Consider the following 17598-nt stretch of genomic DNA (forward strand, 5'->3'; position numbering starts at 1 on the left):
ATACTCCTATGGCGGATTGGCCTCCAGGACCTAGAGCTTGGTCACTACTCCACCATAAACACAAGTGCTTAAACACGAGCACTTGTGTTTATGGTGGAGTTTTTTTGTTCCCAATTTTAAAATTCAAAATCTGAAAGGAGCCTGAACCGTGACGGATAGTACGATCAAAATTACATTAAACGGACAGGAACTGAAAACGAATAGCAGTGCAACCATTCTTGAAGTAATCAACGAAAACAATATTGCCCATCCCCAACTGTGTTACGTTCCCGAAGTGGATCCGATCCGCACCTGTGACACATGTATCGTGGAAGTAGACGGAAAGCTTGTACGCTCCTGTTCAACACTTGCTACGAATGGAATGAATATTCATCTACATTCAGATCGCGCAAAAGCAGCTCAAACCGAGGCTATGGATCGTTTGCTGGAAAATCACCTCCTCTACTGTACAGTGTGCGATAACAACAACGGTAATTGTAAACTGCATAACACCGCAGAGCTTATGGAAATTGAACATCAAAAATATCCATATCGACCGAAGGTTGATCCCACAGAAGTGGATATGTCCCACCCTTTTTACCGTTATGATCCCAATCAATGTATTGCATGCGGCCAATGCGTAGAGGTATGTCAGAACCTTCAGGTCAATGAAACACTGTCCCTCGACTGGGAGGCTGAACGCCCTCGCGTGATCTGGGACGATGGGGTTGCAATTAACGATTCCTCTTGCGTCAGCTGCGGTCAGTGTGTAACGGTCTGCCCATGTAACGCCTTGATGGAAAAGTCCATGCTGGGAGAGGCCGGCTTCATGAGCGGCATAAATAAGGATTTATTAAATCCAATGGTTGATCTAATTAAGGAAGTGGAGCCAGGCTACAGCGGTATTTTTGCAATTTCGGAAGCTGAAGCAGCGATGCGTGAAACACGTACGAAAAAAACAAAAACCGTCTGCACGTTTTGTGGTGTAGGTTGCAGCTTTGAAGTTTGGACCAAAGGCCGCAAAATTTTGAAGGTACAACCTACCTCTGAGGGGCCTGTTAACGGCATTTCGACATGCGTCAAAGGGAAATTCGGTTGGGATTTTGTGAATAGCGATCAGCGTTTGACCTCGCCTTTAATTCGTCAAGGAGACGAATTCGTGGAAGCAACCTGGGAAGAAGCCTTGAGCCTGATGGCCAGCAAAATGGGAGCGATCAAAGAAACCTACGGCGGCGAGGCACTCGGCTTTATTTCTTCGTCCAAATTTACCAATGAAGAAAATTATCTGATGCAAAAGCTGGCTCGTCAGGTGTTCCAAACGAATAACGTTGATAACTGCTCACGGTATTGCCAATCTCCTGCATCATGGGGTCTACAATACACCGGAGGCATCGGCGGAGACAGCGGTACGATTAAAGACATTGCCTCAGCAGGTTTGGTCATACTGGTCGGCTGTGCGCCGGGAGAAGGACATCCTGTGCTGGCTACCCGCATCAAACGTGCGCATAAGCTGCATGGTCAAAAGCTGATCTCGGTGGACCTGCGCAAACATGAAATGGCAGAACGCGCAGATCTGTTCATGCGTCCGAAGCAAGGTACGGATTATGTATGGTTATCCGCTGTAGCCAAATACATCATTGAGCAAAACTGGCATGATGCTAAATTCATTGAGGAACATGTAAATTTCTATCCTGAATATTTGAAATTGCTGGAGAACTTCACCTTGGAATTCGCCGAACAGGAAACTGGCATTTCCAAAGAGACGCTGATTCAGGTAGCAACCATGATTCACGAAGCGGATGGCACGGCCATTTGCTGGGGTATGGGCGTGACACAAAACATCGCAGGCTCCTACACTTCGATTGCAATTGCCAACCTGCTGCTGGTGACTGGCAACTTTATGCGTCCGGGTGCAGGCGCATATCCGCTTCGTGGTCATAACAATGTGCAGGGCGCTGCCGATATGGGTACGATGCCAGATATTTTCCCTGGCTATCAGCCCGTAACGAACGATGCCATTCGTTCCAAGTTCGAAGCGGCCTACGGCGTACAAATTCCAAGCCAACGCGGACTGGACAACATTCAAATGCTGGAAGCCATTGAGACGGGTAAGCTCAAAGGTATGTATATCGCTGGAGAAGAAATGGCATGGGTGGATGCGGACTCCAACCATACCCAAGAAATGCTGGCGAATTTGGATTTCCTTGTCGTTCAGGATGTATTTCTGAGCAAGACAGCTGAATTCGCTGATGTCATTTTGCCAGCCGTACCTTCACTCGAAAAAGACGGAACCTTCACAAACACCGAACGTCGCGTACAGCGTTTATACGAGGCGCTCCGCCCTGTAGGAGACAGCAAACCGGATTGGTGGATTTTCAGCCAATTTGCCAAGCACATGGGATTTGATTGGGATTACAGTCATCCGAGTGAAATTTTTGAGGAAATGGCGGCGCTCACTCCATTTTTCTCCCAATGTAATTATGACGTATTGGAAGGCTGGAACAGCTTCCATTGGGGATCGCCGGATGGTAGTAACACACCGCTTCTGCATACCAACGGCTTTAACTTTCCAGATAAAAAAGCACGCTTGGGACTTTTCGAATATGTACCACCAAAAGAGTACCCCGCTGAATTCGATCTGACCTTAAATAATGGTCGACTGCTCGAACAATTTCATGAAGGAAATATGACGACAAAGTCAACAGGCCTTCAGCTCAAACTTCCAAAAGTATTTGTGGAAGTTTCCCCTGAGTTGGCTGAGGAGCGTGGAGTTACAGACGGATCGCTGGTTCGGCTGGAATCTCCCTATGGTGCGGTCAAGCTACGTGTTCTGGTGACGGACCGGGTACAGGGAACTGAAATTTATGTGCCAATGCACTCTACCAGCCATGAGGGTGCTGTCAATCTATTAACTGGTGGAGCATTTGATGTCATCACCCGTACACCAGCCTATAAACAAACCAAAGTACGGATGCAAATTTTGGAGATCGATGGTCAGAATCCACTGCCTCGTATCAATCCACGTTATAAAAAGCGGCATCCGCAAAATGGGGTTGAAGTGAACCGTAAGTGGAATCGTCCCGGTTACGTCGATTTGGTAGATCAAAAATAAGGAGGTCAAACCATGGCTAAGCCTATTTCAATTGTGAGAAAACGTATTTTGACAGCAGAAGAACGGCAAAAACAATCCCTGGATCAACTGACTGCCGATCTTGCGGACAATGGGGCAGCATTGCAGAAGACACTTGAAATTGTACGGGAGCTGCACGACAGCGGTCTTCTCGAAGCAGCCCAGTCTATGCTAAAAGCCAAAGAAACCATCGCCAAAATCGCTGTAGGACAAGCGACGCGCAAGCCTGTGACGAACATGATCAATAATCTGATGGGTGCAGCAGGGATGCTGTCCGAGGTAGACCCCGGGCTGATGAAAAAACTGGCAAACAGCGTCACTACAGGTTTGAATGAAGCCGAAGAGCATCTAAAGCAGAATAAAAAGACGCGGCTGCGTGATCTTATGAAGGCCATGAATGACCCGGATGTAAACCGGGCAATGGGGTTCGGTATTCATTTTCTCAAAGGCATGGGAAAAGGTTTGTCTGATCAATAGCTTAATAGATGAATAGTTGGAAGACTACTAACCACATTCAATAAAAAGAGCTGGCTCCGTAAACGGGGACAGCTCTTTTTATTTACTTTTTATCCACTTGCAACAACGTCACCGTTTTATGAGAAACGGCATCTTTTATTTGCTCGTCTGCGATGACCTTAAGCTTTAGCAAGCTGGCAATTTTTGAATAATCTGGTTTTGAAAACAAGCGCCATAGTTGAGGATCGGGCAATGCATCATACAATTTCGCATGATCGTATTCCTTGCGGTGCTGCTGTACAATCCTGACTCTGTAGTTGCCAATTTCCCAATCGGATACTTCCTGCTCTGCACAATGAGCGGTAATGTCATTACGCAAATCAGCCAGTTCGCCTTCAATTTCTTTTTGCTTTTGCTTTAACTGGTAATAGCGACGCACCTTGTTTTCCAATTCCATCACGCTCCTCTGCTTACATATGTATGTTGGCAGAAGCGTTTTAGGACAAGTTTTATCATGTCAGGATATAAGGTGTAACTGTAACTGACACAACATTTCCCGGGTAATGGTAACGTCGATGAATTGAGCCCTCATTATTCAAACTTTATTTAGGTACATTCGCCCCTGGAGTTACAGGTCCCGCTCCTTTGGACTCCCCCTTGCGCTTCATATAATTGGCCCAGTATGCCGTCAGAATTGGCACCAAAATAGAGGTCACTATGACCGAAGCGGCTACTAATGCTGTTGCAGATTGTGCAACAGGCAAAAATTCAGGTTTGATATTGGCAACAATGACTGGATTGGCTACCGCTGCACCTGCTGTGCTGGAGGCTGCAATCCCTGCCGTACCATTGCCACCACCAATATATTTGTCCGCCAGAATCAGTGGAATACCTGTAAAGATAATTACAAAAATACCCAACAAAATACCTAGTACGCCTGTCTGAACAATAACACTCAGGTCAATGGAACACCCCAGTGCAAAACCGAAAAATGGAATCAGAGCCTGTGTCGCGTTTCCAAAATATTTACGGAAATCATGATCCAGATTGCCCAACATAAAGCCGACCAAAAATGGTAATACGGCACCGACAAATGTTTGCGGTTCAAAAACGGCCAGTCCGGTACTACCTAGAATAAGCATGGTCACCAACGGGCCCGATTCCAGTGACATCAGCACAAATGCTCCTGCCTCTTCCTTCGAGCCATACTGCTGCATAATGGAGGCATAGAGCCCGCCGTTCGTCATATCCATAGCCGAGATCAGCGCCAGCACCGACAAACCTGCAAATAGCCCACTTTCTACGCCGCCAACAGGCAGCAATCTGGACGCTATGATCGCCACGACCCAGGCGACCGCGATTTTAGTCAATACGAGCGTTCCCGATTTACGCAATACGGTGCCTGTCGCTCGCACATCTATGGAAGCACCCATACAAAAAAACCACACTGCCAAAATGGGCACCGTACCGGTCATCAATCCCTTGGTAAAAGATCCAAAATAGTCGCCTGCCCATGGAGTAAACGTATGAAAAAGTGCGCCAATAAACAGCGGCACCAGCATAATGCCCCCAGGAATTTTATCGATATTTTGTTTGATTTTCATAACTTCATTCAACCCTTTCGTTTTTGCCAATGCAAAAACAAGGCCGTTTTACTTGCGACTTAAGCCGAGTTCAGGAATTAATTTGGCGAAAGTATCATGACTATCCTTCAGTTGACGTGCGAATGCCTCTGCATCCTGGACACGCAACCCTAACCCATGCTTCCGTATTTCCTCCCTGAATTCCTCATCTTTCGTCCCCTTGATCAGTGCATCCGCTAACGTTCGAGCCACCTCATTCGGTGTATCCCTGGGTACAGCCAGCCCTCTCCAAGTGCCGATAAAATGGACACGTAGCCCAGTCGCCTGCTGAAGTGTCGGCACTTTTGGAAACGCTTCCGAAACAGTGTCTGCTTGGATCGCCAGTATGCGAAGCTTCCCATCGTCCACGTATTTCTTTACTTCTGCGGGGCTGACGGGTACAGCATCCACGAATCCACTCATTAAAGCAGAAACTGCTGGGCCTGCTCCCTCATAAGGAATATGGGTAAAGCGGACTCCGCTTTTCTGCTCCAGCATCGCGGCAGCGAGGTGCCAGATGCTTCCTGTGCCTGCATTACCCATTTTCAGCTTGCCTGGATGGACCCTAGCATCCTCCAGAAATGCCTCCGCTGTCTTCCAAGGCGCATCCGCCCGAACCGTAATGGCAGAAGGGTCCATATTGGTTTGAAGCAGCGGCTTAAAACGCTCGTAGGTGATTGGTAGCAGTCCCAAATGTGGTAATGTAGTCAGTTCAGCGACCAGATACGTTACGGTATAACCGTCCGCCTGCGCCTCAGCTCCCTCCATCAGCCCGACAGAACCGCCGCCTCCTGTTCGATTAACGACGATGATCGGCTGCCCGAGATGCTTTTCGGCGGCTTTAGCCAACGCTCTTGCGGTAATATCTGTACCGCCCCCCGCCGCATATGGAACGACAAGCGTTACTGGCTTCGCAGGAAATATACGACTGTGATCCTGCAGGGTACGGTGATCCACATATTCACTGATACTCAAGGCAGAAAGCATAGCCACTCCTGCCGCAACCAGCACATATTTTTGCCATGGCTTTTTCTTCATTACGCTTCCTCTTCTCCAAAATGAACTGGGCCCATCTTGCACCCGTTGTCACCTCCAACCTTTACGGACATATTGTTCACGCTTACATGAAGTCAATGTACCGCACCGTGGAGGTCCACATCTATCGCCTAATCCTCGTATTTATCTTCGATTTCACCAAAGCGCCGATCTTTTGACCGATCTGCATAGTCATTAGAAGATTTGTTGATTTGTCTGAATTTCCCTGGGGTCACTTGTTTATACTTGCGGAATACACGAATAAAGCTGTTCTCATTTCGGTACCCGACCTGTTCTGCAATTTCACCAATTTTCAAATGCGTTTCACATAGCAATATGCATGCCTTTTTGACACGTAATCCAGTCAAATAATCGTAAACGGTACTCCCCGTTTCCTCCTTGAACATACTGCTCACCGAGGACACGCTCATGTGAACATGATCCGCAATTTCCTGAAGCCCGATGTTCAAATGCAGATAGTTTTCCATATAGTCGATCATCTCTTGTACGCGTACAAAATCTTTGGACTGTTGGCGTCCATGCCATTTTTCTTCAATATCATTCAACATAATGGCCAGCAAAAGCTCAATGTCTTGAAGGTCTAGCGTCAGAATCTGATTCCAATGATAATCAGCGAGCTGATCTGGCGGTGTCACACTCTGAGTGGCACACCATTTTAGCAAATCTTCCAGCAGTTCATGAACAAATAGGTAGACTTGGTTTGGAGATGTCCTATAGTGTCGAAGTTCTTCTACCCACTGGCTGACTAGCTTTGCACTTGCACCAGGCTCCTGTGACTCCACAGCACGAATCAGATCCACACGCCGATGGTCCAGTAATCTTGCATCCTGAGCCTGATCCTGTGATTGCACATCCCCTATGCAATCCCATTTCACATTTATGTTGCTGCTCATATTCATATGTGAACGTCCATACCCCTCGTATAAACGTAAATTAAGCGCCTCTTTTCCTTGTATAAAAGACGCCCGTACCTCTTGAATATCTGTGACTTTATGGCCGATTCCTACCGAAATAGTCATGGGAAGATACTCCCCAACAACCTGAATTAGCCTGTCAACGCTCTTACGAAGCCATGTTCTCTCTTTGGCTGCTCCCTCTGCTCCAACTTCATATACACTCTCCCTGAGCTGCAGCAGGACAACCAGACCATTCTCCTCCTCCGGCGCACTGACTGCTTTCCACTGAGGCTCAAGCATCTCCAGCAAAATATTGTTCAGCGCATATTTGAGCAGCATTTTGTCCTCTTCTGGAAAGCTTGCGGTCCACGTAGAATACCGATCAATCGACACGATTATAACAACCAAAGAATTACAGTCCCAATCGGAAAAATACTGTTCCCATTTCGTACGCATTTCCTGTACACCCATTCTACGCTGGATGACATCTTCTATATATTTGGAACGCAGCTCCGGCAAGCTTCGCTCTACCACCAATGATTTGCGTTGAAATTCTCCAACCAACTTGCTAATCACAGGTTCCAGATCATACAATCCTCCCTGGCGTGTTCCCTTATTGCCTGAATTCAAGAGGCTATTAATTTTTTTCATGGGGCGAAAAGCGGCATAACTGTAATAGTAAACCGCTGAGCACCCAGCCAGGATAGAGATCAAGGCCAGCCATAGCATCATATTGCGCGCCAGCTTTACATTTTTCAGCAGCTTGTCCATCGGCACGAGTGATACTAGACGCCAGCCTGTGACATCGGAGAATGTCTGGTTCGCCATATATTCCATATCTCCAATTTCTACATAAGCGTAAGGATTCACATCCAGCTCTTTCAAAACCCTGCCCATCTCATTTAAGGGTAAGGACGATCTCAGCTTGGGATAGATCAGCTCGCCCTCCAGATCATAGACGTATTGCGAGTTGGATAAATGAATATACAGTTTGGAGAAAAAACGGTCGTAATCCAGATTGATTAACACTGCACCCATGACCTGTCCATTCTCTACTATAGGCCTAGCCAGCGAGAGCAGTTCTATCATGCCATGCTGTTGATCCGTGCCATACCATCTTCGCTTAATCAGTAGCGGCTTTTTTTGAATGTTCTGAATCCAGGGAACCCAGGTTGTATCCGGTGCCTGGTTCCAATCGGGCAAATAACCATAATTGCTGGAGATGAGAGCATGATTGTCCAAAGAAATGACTTCAACCGAATAAATTTCTTCGCTCGAAGAAAGGGTTTTCAAATATTTCTGAAGCCGATCTATAACGGAAGCTTTGTTGGATACCGACTTTCCGTCCGTATGAATACGTATAAAAGACTCTACATCCGGATGATAAGCCGCATCCAGCGCCTTGTTATCCGACTCACGGAAAGCCCGATTGGTCACATCCAGATTGATTTGCAACAATTCTATATTAGGTGTGTTCAGCTCGGTATCCAAACCTTCACGGTATCTTGAATACGATAGCAAGCCGATCACGCTTATCACGAGCGACACGCACAGCGTGAGCAGCAGGATCAGTCTTGTCTGCTTATTTTTCAGTATCAATCGAAGCTTAAGTCGCAACATTCCTGTAACTTCATCCTTCCGGACTACGTTGTCCATCTTCCTCTTACTCTATATTAGATGACATATTACCTCTACATCTATTTGACGCATGAAGTGGAATTTCCTGCCTTTACAAATTAAACTTAACAGAAGTCACATCATTAAAAATAAAAAGAAAAGAAGAAGTCTCCCTGTACAAGGTAGAACTTCTTCTTACGTGCTGCCTGCCTTCATTGGTCAGCAGCATAGGTATTCGTATTACAGTGTCAGCTCGTCTTTTCCACCTGAAAACGATTCAGTTCCCGCTGCATCTCCTCGCGAATCTGGCGAAGCTCCTTTACCTTCTCAGCCGATTCCTCGAAGGAACGCTTCTGCTCCACCGTGGAAGCCGTAATCTCTTCACTGCCTGCGGCGGACTGCTGAGTGATTGCGCTAATATTCTCAATAGCTTGCTGCACCTGTACACTCAGTTCTCGCGATACATTCATGTCTATGGATAACTTGCTGACTTGGCCGGCAATTTGCTGGACTTTGCCACTAATCTCTCTAAACGATTCTCCGGTGGAGGAGGTTGCCTTCTCCTGCTCGCGGAACAGCTCCTGACTTTGCTCCACAGAAGCCTTCACCTTATCCATAGCCTGCTTGATCCCCTCAACAGCGGTATAAATTTTCTTTACAGCAGATTCAGATTGACTCGCCAGCTTTTTCACTTCATTGGCAACAACAGCAAAGCCTTTTCCCGCTTCACCCGCACGTGCAGCCTCAATCGACGCATTCAAGGATAAGAGTGACGTCTGGCTGGCAATTTCAGATACATAACCAGTCATAGTTGTGATCTCGGCTGCATTAGACTCCAGCTCTCTGACTGTTTGCTCCACTTCGGACATTGCTGAACGATTCTCCGCAACGATTCGCATTTGATCACTCATGACACGCGCACCCTGCTCAATGACACGCAAAGCATCCTCACTATACGCGGTGGATTGCGTGGTCTCCAGCAGATTTGATTCAAACTTCTGATGCATATCATCCACCACGCCAACCGTCGATGACAGGTCCTCAGCAATTTTCTGACTACCTATCGCAAGTTCCTCTGTTGATGTGCTGACTTGTGTCACAATTTCCTTCATGGCCTCATTGTGCTGATCAATATCCCGAGCCATCAGATCGACACGATTCCCCGCCTGATCAATGGAGAGTACAATGCTGCGCAAGTTCCCAATCATAACACGGAAAGATTCATTGAGCTCGTCCAGTTCATCTCGGCCCTTTGTTTGAGGAAGTTGAACGGTTAAATTCCCCTCGGCAATTTGCTTCGCTGCATCCGTTAACTTGCGGGTTCTAAGGGCAAGCTGCCTGGAGGTATATGTATTATATAGCCCAACCGCCACTAGAAGTAGAACTGCGCCTGTCAAGGCTAATTGCCAAGTAAAACGAATACTCTTGGTCAACTCTTCTGTGTATTGGTCGTAACGCGCCTTGGTCAGTAGATCCAGCATAAATACATCGTTCTGAATCCCCTGGGCACGCATGGCCTCTCGTTTGGATTCTGGGCTGTTCTGAGCACTCATCGCTTTTTCCGTTGCTGCTTTCAATTGGTTAAATTTTGTTTTAATCGTATCCAGTCGCTTTTGCTGTGCTTCGGTCTGCATCATGCCCTGTGAAAGCAAAGTAATCGTTTTTTCAGACTGAGTTAGCTGATTTTGCACATCGGCTTTGTTGCTCTCCGTCATGGAAGTAGAATAATTTTGCAGCGCCTGCCCCGACTGAATCAAATAGGCATTAAGCTGCTGTACATTCAACATAGCTGGAACAAGATTACTGCTTTGAGCGTTAATACGTAACAATTCAAAAATGATATAAGCTACTAAAGCCAGGCAAGCGATCAGGGAAATCATCGCGTTAAGCACCAGTTTACCTTGCAGTTTCATCAGTATTCATCCTCCGTTTGCGAAAATTTATTGGGTGGGTACAGTAAGTGTGCCGGATTTGATTTTTTCCATTAAATCATCCATCACCTTTTGCTGATCCGGATTCAGTGTCACGACACGAATAGGCGCCAAGCCTATACCTTCTTCCGCAAGTCCAAACACCATATCCTTCTCCGTAAATTTTCTTTGATGATCTGCAAAGCCTTTGACTACTGTATAAATTGCAGTGTCTACATTTTTAATCATTGAGGTCACTACCGCTTTTTCCGCAATAAAAAACTGGTCGCTATCGACCCCGATGGCGAATTTATGCTGCTTCTGCGCTTCCTGTAATGCACCTACACCGGTTAGCCCTGCTGCTGCAAAAATGACATCAATCTGATTCTGGTTGATCATGTCATCTGCAATTTTCGTACCCAGCTCCGGCTTGCCAAAATCTCCTGCATACGTTGCCGTAACTTTCGCATTAGGTTTGACTGATTGCACCCCTGCACGATACCCAATTTCAAACTTTTTCAGCAGAGGAGATTCCGCACCTCCAAGAAAACCCACCTGTTCCGTACGACTCGTCAACCCGGCAACAACTCCGGCCATAAAACTGCCCTCTTCTGCTTTGAACGTAATGGAGGCCACATTCGGCAATTCCGATGTTTCATCCACGATTAAAAATTTACGGTCTGGATTCTTTTTGGCAACGGCCTCCAAACTGTCCTTCACCATATAACCCAACCCAATGATTAAATCTGCTTTTTCTTGAACAAGCTGATTAAAAGCAGCATCATACGTCTTGGTCTCAGTTATTTCCCGGTATTCAAAAACAATCTTCCCCTCATCCCGTGCCTTGACTAAACCTCGAAAAGCCGCGTCGCTGTAAGATTGGTCACCCAGACCAATATCTGACAGTACGATTCCCACCTTAATGGGTTCGGCCTTGGTTTGTACGTCTGATTGCCCACATGCACTTAGCAATAATGCAAAGATCGTGACAATGGGAATCCACCTAAAAGTTAATAATAGAGCTCGTTTCTTCATGACATATCACCTCAACATAAAATGCAAATCCCCAACATCTTTATATCGGTTATAAAAGCATATTTTTTCATAAGAATTTCTGTAAATTCATTGTTAATAGAAGTGTGATAAGTGTGATGTCTTTGTTTATTATGTAAAAAATGTATATTTTTCATTGTTTTTATTATACGAACTGTCTAAATTCATTTATCTCCGTTTATCTCGAAAGATTAAAGTGTAATTTCCATTGAAAAACCTAGGTATTTTGAAACTGAAACCATCACTCTATGTTGAAACTGAAAGGAGCTACATTTAGAATGACTTCAACAAATTCAATTCCGCAGCCTAAAACATATGGTCCCTTAGGAAATCTGCCCTTGATCGATACACATGCCCCTGTCCAGTCTCTGGTTAAGCTTGCTAATGAGCACGGTCCCATCTTTCGCATGGATCTGCCTGAAGGAACGAACATTTATATTTCCGGTCATAAGCTGGTCGCAGATGCTTGTGATGAATCCCGTTTCGACAAACAGGTGTGGGCTCCCTTACAAAAAGTACGAGCTTTTGCCGGAGACGGACTATTCACAAGCTGGACTGAGGAACCGAACTGGCGCAAGGCCCACCAAATATTGCTACCAAGCTTCAGTCAGCGGGCTATGAAGGGTTACCACAATATGATGCTTGATCTTGCTGTTCAGCTGGTACAGAAATGGTCTCGGCTCAATCCAGATGAAAGTGTAGAGGTACCGGAAGATATGACCCGGCTGACTTTGGATACCATCGGATTATGCGGCTTTAATTATCGTTTTAACAGCTTTTACCGCGACCAGCCCCATCCGTTCGTGACCAGTATGACACGCGCACTGGATGAAGCAATGGGTCAGTTGCAACGCCTCAATTTGCAAAACAGGTTGATGTTATCGAAGAAAAAACAGTTTAAACACGACAGCGAAACGATGTTCTCTCTAGTGGACAGCATTATTCAAGAACGCAAAACCGTGGGCAACCAAGGTGAAGAGGATTTACTGGCACGTATGCTGGAAGGCAAGGACCCGGAAACAGGTGAAACGCTGGATGATGAAAATATCCGTTATCAGATCATCACCTTTCTCATCGCCGGTCATGAAACGACCAGTGGGCTTTTATCCTTTGCCATTTACTATTTGCTTAAAAATCCACGAACGCTAACTAAAGCCTATGAAGAAGTAGATCGCGTGCTGACCGATTCGCTGCCTTCCTATACTCAGGTGCGTGAGCTCAAGTACATAAGGATGATACTGAATGAAGCCCTGCGGCTATGGCCGACAGCGCCCGCCTTCTCTCTCTTTGCCAAAGAAGATACACTGCTCGACGGAACCTATCCGCTTAAAAAAGGCGACAGCGTCAATGTACTCATCCCGAAACTGCACCGTGATACCGAGGCTTGGGGCGAAGATGTTGAGGAATTTCGACCGGAACGCTTCGAGGACCCTTCCGCCATTCCGCAAGATGCCTACAAACCCTTTGGCAACGGTCAACGAGCCTGTATTGGACAACAGTTCGCCTTACAGGAGGCCACCCTTGTGCTGGGGATGGTACTGAAACATTTTGAGCTGATTGATCATACTCATTATGAGTTGAAAGTCAAAGAAACGCTCACGCTCAAGCCGGAAGGCTTCACCATTCAAGTACGTCCGCGCAGCACACAGACTACCATCATGTTGCCAGGTGCCGCTCAAGAACTTCATGAAAAGGAGGAACAAAAAGTTGCAGCCCCCCATGCCGAAAAGCATGATACTTCTTTGTTGTCTTTATACGGCTCGAATCTGGGTACAGCTGAGGGACTTGCAGGTGAACTAGCCGATTTAGGTCGGAAATGGGGTTTCAACAGCAGCATAGCAACTCTGAATGATCATGTGGACCATTTGCCTAAAGAAGGCGTGGTACTTATTACGACCGCATCTTATAACGGGCATCCGCCGGATAATGCTGATGCCTTCGTAGAATGGTTGAAGAAGGTAGATGAGGGACAATTGGCAGGCATAAGCTACGCTGTCTTTGGTTGCGGTGACCGGAATTGGGCCAGCACATATCAGCGTATTCCAAGGATGATCGATGAACTGATGGCTGCCAAAGGGGCAAAACGACTGTATGATCGCGGCGAGGGCGACGCTAGTGGTGACTTCGAGAAGGATTGGGAAGTCTGGAACCACGGCTTATGGCCGGAATTGCTGAATGCTTTCGGGATAGAGCACAGTGATACAGAACCACAGGACACCAGCAGTCTGAGCATAGAGTTTGTAAGCGACGTACTTAGCGCTCCTCTGGCGGCCAACTATGAGGCAGCTACTGCCGTTGTTACTGTGAATCGTGAACTGCACGCTGCTGAAAGTGAACGCAGTACTCGGCATCTGGAGATCCAATTACCAAGCGGAATGTCCTATCGCGAGGGTGATCATCTGGGTGTTTTGCCGCGTAATCCTGCTTTGCTGGTGAATAGGGTAATGCAACACTTTAAGTTACAGGATCAAAACTACATCGTATTGAGAGGCAGTGACCGGGATGCGGCACATCTCCCCTTAGATCGGCCTGTCAGTGTAGGAGATTTGCTCACTCTCAGTGTGGAACTGCAAGAACCGGCGACCAGAGCCCAGCTACGGCAACTAGCATCCTTTACAGTGTGTCCCCCGCACAAGAAAGAAATCGAAGCTTTGCTAGAGGATACCACCTTTGATCAAGAGATACGAAAGAAGCGTGTCACGATGCTAGATATTCTGGAGAAGTATCCAGCCTGTGAGCTGCCATTTGAAAATTTCATCTCACTGTTACCACCACTCAAGCCTAGATACTACTCCATCTCCAGTTCTCCGCTTGAATCGGAGAATTCAGCGAGTATAACTGTGAGCGTTGTGCGTGGACCAGCCCGTAGCGGACAGGGCGAATACCTCGGTATTGCCTCCAATTATTTGGCACAGCTCCAACCAGATGATCCGGTTGTCATTTTTGTGCGAAAGCCTCAGTCTGGCTTCCGTTTGCCGGAAGACCCGACCGTTCCTGTCATCATGGTCGGTCCGGGTACTGGCGTTGCCCCATTCCGCGGATTTCTCCAAACACGCCATGTGCTTAAGGAGAGAGGAGAACAGCTCGGCGAGGCTCATTTATACTATGGCTGCCGTGATCCAAAGCTCGATTATCTATACAAGCAAGAGCTGCAAACCTGGGAGCAGGAAGGAATCGTTACGGTTCATACAGCCTTTTCACGTCTGCCTGGTCAACCTAAAAGGTATGTACAGCACGTTATGAATGAAGGGGCAGACACTCTGATTCACTTGCTTGATGAAGGAGCGCATCTGTATGTATGCGGTGATGGTAGCCGGATGGCCCCCGACGTTGAAAACACGCTCTGTGCGGCTTACGCGGATATACACCATACAAGTAAAGAAGAAGCGCAGCAATGGTTGGATCATCTCCAACAGGAAAAACGCTATGCCAAGGATGTCTGGACAGGTATCTGATGATAACGGTATATAAAGATCCATCATGTAAAAAATAAAAGGGACTGACTACCAGGCATCGATCTCGTTGGCTAGTAGTTCAGTCCCTTTTATGATTTGCTCTTGCTCCACCATTTGGAGGCGACCACGTCGGTTTTACTTTCTATACGTTCCATGACCTCCTCACGACGTTTGGCTTTAAACAGGTCAATCATATCCACCAAATCATTGCGGTCCAATAATTTAACCCCGTTGACAGCAGCAAGTGTTTTACAGGATTCCGTGTAACGTCCGGAGGTGATGACAACAGACTTATCGGCCGCATAATAACGCATAGAAGTGTAAATTTCCTGTACAGCCCCCAAGCCGACTGGATGTTGTACAGCATAACGCTTGGCCTGAATTACGACTCTGGCGCCTTCTCGGTCTGTAAATACCAGATCTGCTCCAAAATCGCGGCTGCTAGTTGTTTTATAAATGTCCTTATAGCCAAGTGAGGATAATAACCGCTGCAAATAAAGCTCAAATTCCGAGCCGTCCTCCATACGATCTATATCCTGAATTCCAATTTTACGCGGGTCCAGATCTCGTAAAATCCGATTCCGACGACCACGTATCATCCCCCTGATGGTGAGCACAAGCAGTAATAGTAATACAATAAGTCCTATTCCTAATTCCTTATATGCCGATAATTGCTCCAGCAGCATTCCTCTTCCCCTTTTCTACAGCAGGTATGCAAGCGGTATATTCCTTAGTAGGCTTACCGTTACCACCTATCACACTGACACAGTTTTACACAAAAGCAACCCCGCCGAATTCGACAGGGCTGCCTTCATTTTATCTCAAAGTTGCCTACATTCTAAACTCCGCAATATTATTCACGATTCAGCAAAGATTCTCCTGCAATACCAGGCTGAGTCATCTGGTACGGGTCCAATATAATGTCTAATTCTTCCTCAGTCAGTACATTATATAGCAGACACAGCTCACGTACCGATTTGCCAGTCGTAATTGCTTCGCGGGCAATGCGTGATACCACCTCATATCCGAGGTGCGGATTGAGCGCTGTAATAATACCTACGCTGTTCTCTACATATTCACGGCACCGTTCCACATTTGCTTCAATTCCTTCCACACAATGAACACGGAAAACGTGGAAGCCTTGCTTCATAATTTCCAGCGATTGCAGCAAATTATAGACAAGTACAGGCTCCATCACGTTCAGCTCCAGTTGGCCCGCCTCCGAAGCCAAGCAGATTGTATGATCATTACCAATGACCTGAAAAGCAATTTGGTTAATGACTTCACACATGACTGGATTTACCTTGCCCGGCATAATGGATGATCCTGGCTGACGAGCAGGCAGACTCAATTCTCCCAGACCAGCACGAGGTCCAGAAGCCATCAAGCGGATGTCATTAGCCACCTTGGACATATTCATCATACAAATCTTTAAGGCAGCAGACACTTCAGTATAGGCATCCGTATTTTGTGTGGCATCTACGAGATGTTCATCTGCTTCCACAGGAAAGCCACTGACCTCAGCCAGTACCTCAGCGACACGCTGAATATAGCGGCGGTCTGCGTTCAAGCCAGTACCCACCGCTGTTGCACCCATATTAATCGTTAGCAGGTGCTCCTTGGTCGCACGGACGCGTCCGATATCACGGCCCAGTACACGCGCATAAGCCTGAAACTCCTGCCCTAATCGGATCGGTACTGCATCCTGCAAGTGGGTTCTACCCATTTTGATCACACTATCAAACTCATTGGCCTTGCGGGAAAATGCTTCCTGAAGCTCACTCATGGTGACTAGCAGCTTATCAATCATACTTAATACAGCCAAATGTACAGCCGTAGGAAAAGCATCGTTTGTCGATTGCGCCATATTAACGTGATTATTAGGACTGATTTCCTGATAGTCTCCTCGCTGCTTGCCGATCAGCTCCAGCGCACGGTTCGCAATCACTTCATTTGTATTCATATTAATGGACGTGCCTGCGCCGCCCTGAATCGGATCGACGATAAAATGATCATGCAACTGTCCTTGAATAATCTCGTCAGCAGCCTGAATAATGGCCTCTGCTTTGGAGCGATGTAGACGGGTTAGTTCCATGTTTACCGTCGCTGCTCCCTTTTTTACAATCGCCATGGCTTTAATCAACTCAGGATGCAATCGTTGGCCTGTAATTGGAAAGTTTTCTTTTGCTCTTAGAGTTTGTACACCGTAATAAGCATCTGACGGCACTTCCTTGGTTCCTAAAAAATCATGCTCCAGCCTCATATTCTTTGATTCCTCCGCTGTGTTTGCTACGTTCTTCAATTCAGTACAGTCAAATGACAAAAAAGACCTTTTCTGATCTCCTCTTCATTATATGTTCCAATTCCCGTGCTTTACCAGTCGAATAAACGCGGAAAAAGGTTATGTAATCCTATGACAAGTTA

Annotated in this window: 11 protein-coding genes; 3 read left to right on the forward strand and 8 right to left on the reverse strand. The window is 46.7% G+C overall.

The genetic code is table 11. The annotated features are described in order from the left end of the window. Nucleotides 1-148: 148 nt before the first annotated feature. Together fdhF and EGM68_RS17585 are read left to right on the forward strand one after the other, a co-directional pair. The gene (gene fdhF, locus EGM68_RS17580; RefSeq protein ID WP_129549671.1) at nt 149-3091 is read left to right on the forward strand and encodes a formate dehydrogenase subunit alpha; all 2943 of its coding nucleotides are present in this window, start codon (nt 149-151) and stop codon (nt 3089-3091) included. A 12-nt stretch (nt 3092-3103) separates the two neighbouring features. Next, nucleotides 3104-3586: a helical membrane plugin domain-containing protein gene (locus EGM68_RS17585; protein WP_013372254.1), complete on the forward strand. Its 483-nt coding sequence runs from the start codon at nt 3104-3106 to the stop codon at nt 3584-3586. An 82-nt stretch (nt 3587-3668) separates the two neighbouring features. Here the strand turns inward: EGM68_RS17585 and EGM68_RS17590 are convergent, their stop codons facing one another. From EGM68_RS17590 to EGM68_RS17615, 6 genes are all read right to left on the reverse strand, one after another. Then, complete coding sequence (locus EGM68_RS17590) at nt 3669-4022, reverse strand: hypothetical protein (protein WP_129549672.1); 354 nt, start codon at nt 4020-4022, stop codon at nt 3669-3671. Nucleotides 4023-4167: 145 nt separating this feature from the next. Next, on the reverse strand, nt 4168-5169 hold the full coding sequence (gene kdgT / locus EGM68_RS17595; RefSeq protein ID WP_129549673.1) for a 2-keto-3-deoxygluconate transporter: 1002 nt from the start codon (nt 5167-5169) through the stop codon (nt 4168-4170). A gap of 48 nt (nt 5170-5217) precedes the next feature. After that, the gene (locus tag EGM68_RS17600) at nt 5218-6225 is read right to left on the reverse strand and encodes a tripartite tricarboxylate transporter substrate binding protein (RefSeq protein ID WP_129549674.1); all 1008 of its coding nucleotides are present in this window, start codon (nt 6223-6225) and stop codon (nt 5218-5220) included. 128 nt (nt 6226-6353) lie between these two features. Continuing rightward, complete coding sequence (locus tag EGM68_RS17605; RefSeq protein WP_129549675.1) at nt 6354-8795, reverse strand: AraC family transcriptional regulator; 2442 nt, start codon at nt 8793-8795, stop codon at nt 6354-6356. A 209-nt stretch (nt 8796-9004) separates the two neighbouring features. Next, nucleotides 9005-10669, reverse strand: a complete 1665-nt coding sequence (locus EGM68_RS17610; RefSeq protein ID WP_090738688.1) for a methyl-accepting chemotaxis protein — start codon at nt 10667-10669, stop codon at nt 9005-9007. 27 nt (nt 10670-10696) lie between these two features. Then, nucleotides 10697-11701: a BMP family lipoprotein gene (locus tag EGM68_RS17615; protein ID WP_016324583.1), complete on the reverse strand. Its 1005-nt coding sequence runs from the start codon at nt 11699-11701 to the stop codon at nt 10697-10699. A gap of 296 nt (nt 11702-11997) precedes the next feature. Here EGM68_RS17615 and EGM68_RS17620 point away from each other — a divergent pair, with 296 nt between their 5' ends. Beyond that, on the forward strand, nt 11998-15174 hold the full coding sequence (locus tag EGM68_RS17620; protein WP_090738687.1) for a bifunctional cytochrome P450/NADPH--P450 reductase: 3177 nt from the start codon (nt 11998-12000) through the stop codon (nt 15172-15174). Between the two features lie 89 nt (nt 15175-15263). Here the strand turns inward: EGM68_RS17620 and EGM68_RS17625 are convergent, their stop codons facing one another. Then, the gene (locus EGM68_RS17625; RefSeq protein ID WP_090738686.1) at nt 15264-15860 is read right to left on the reverse strand and encodes a restriction endonuclease; all 597 of its coding nucleotides are present in this window, start codon (nt 15858-15860) and stop codon (nt 15264-15266) included. Nucleotides 15861-16027: 167 nt separating this feature from the next. Beyond that, a complete protein-coding gene (gene aspA, locus EGM68_RS17630; RefSeq protein WP_013372264.1) occupies nt 16028-17437 on the reverse strand; it encodes an aspartate ammonia-lyase in 1410 nt (469 codons plus the stop codon). Between the last annotated feature and the right edge of the window lie 161 nt (nt 17438-17598).

The sequence above is a fragment of the Paenibacillus sp. M-152 genome, assembly GCF_003856555.1.
Lineage (GTDB): Bacteria > Bacillota > Bacilli > Paenibacillales > Paenibacillaceae > Paenibacillus > Paenibacillus polymyxa_C.

Bases quoted from the DNA above. Each gene is read 5' to 3' on its own strand.
- EGM68_RS17585 (WP_013372254.1), top strand. From the start codon at position 3,104: ATGGCTAAGCCTATTTCAATTGTGAGAAAACGTATTTTGACAGCAGAA.
- EGM68_RS17590 (WP_129549672.1), bottom strand. From the start codon at position 4,022: ATGGAATTGGAAAACAAGGTGCGTCGCTATTACCAGTTAAAGCAAAAG.
- kdgT (WP_129549673.1), bottom strand. From the start codon at position 5,169: ATGAAAATCAAACAAAATATCGATAAAATTCCTGGGGGCATTATGCTG.
- EGM68_RS17600 (WP_129549674.1), bottom strand. From the start codon at position 6,225: ATGAAGAAAAAGCCATGGCAAAAATATGTGCTGGTTGCGGCAGGAGTG.
- EGM68_RS17605 (WP_129549675.1), bottom strand. From the start codon at position 8,795: ATGGACAACGTAGTCCGGAAGGATGAAGTTACAGGAATGTTGCGACTT.
- EGM68_RS17610 (WP_090738688.1), bottom strand. From the start codon at position 10,669: ATGAAACTGCAAGGTAAACTGGTGCTTAACGCGATGATTTCCCTGATC.
- EGM68_RS17615 (WP_016324583.1), bottom strand. From the start codon at position 11,701: ATGAAGAAACGAGCTCTATTATTAACTTTTAGGTGGATTCCCATTGTC.
- EGM68_RS17620 (WP_090738687.1), top strand. From the start codon at position 11,998: ATGACTTCAACAAATTCAATTCCGCAGCCTAAAACATATGGTCCCTTA.
- EGM68_RS17625 (WP_090738686.1), bottom strand. From the start codon at position 15,860: ATGCTGCTGGAGCAATTATCGGCATATAAGGAATTAGGAATAGGACTT.
- aspA (WP_013372264.1), bottom strand. From the start codon at position 17,437: ATGAGGCTGGAGCATGATTTTTTAGGAACCAAGGAAGTGCCGTCAGAT.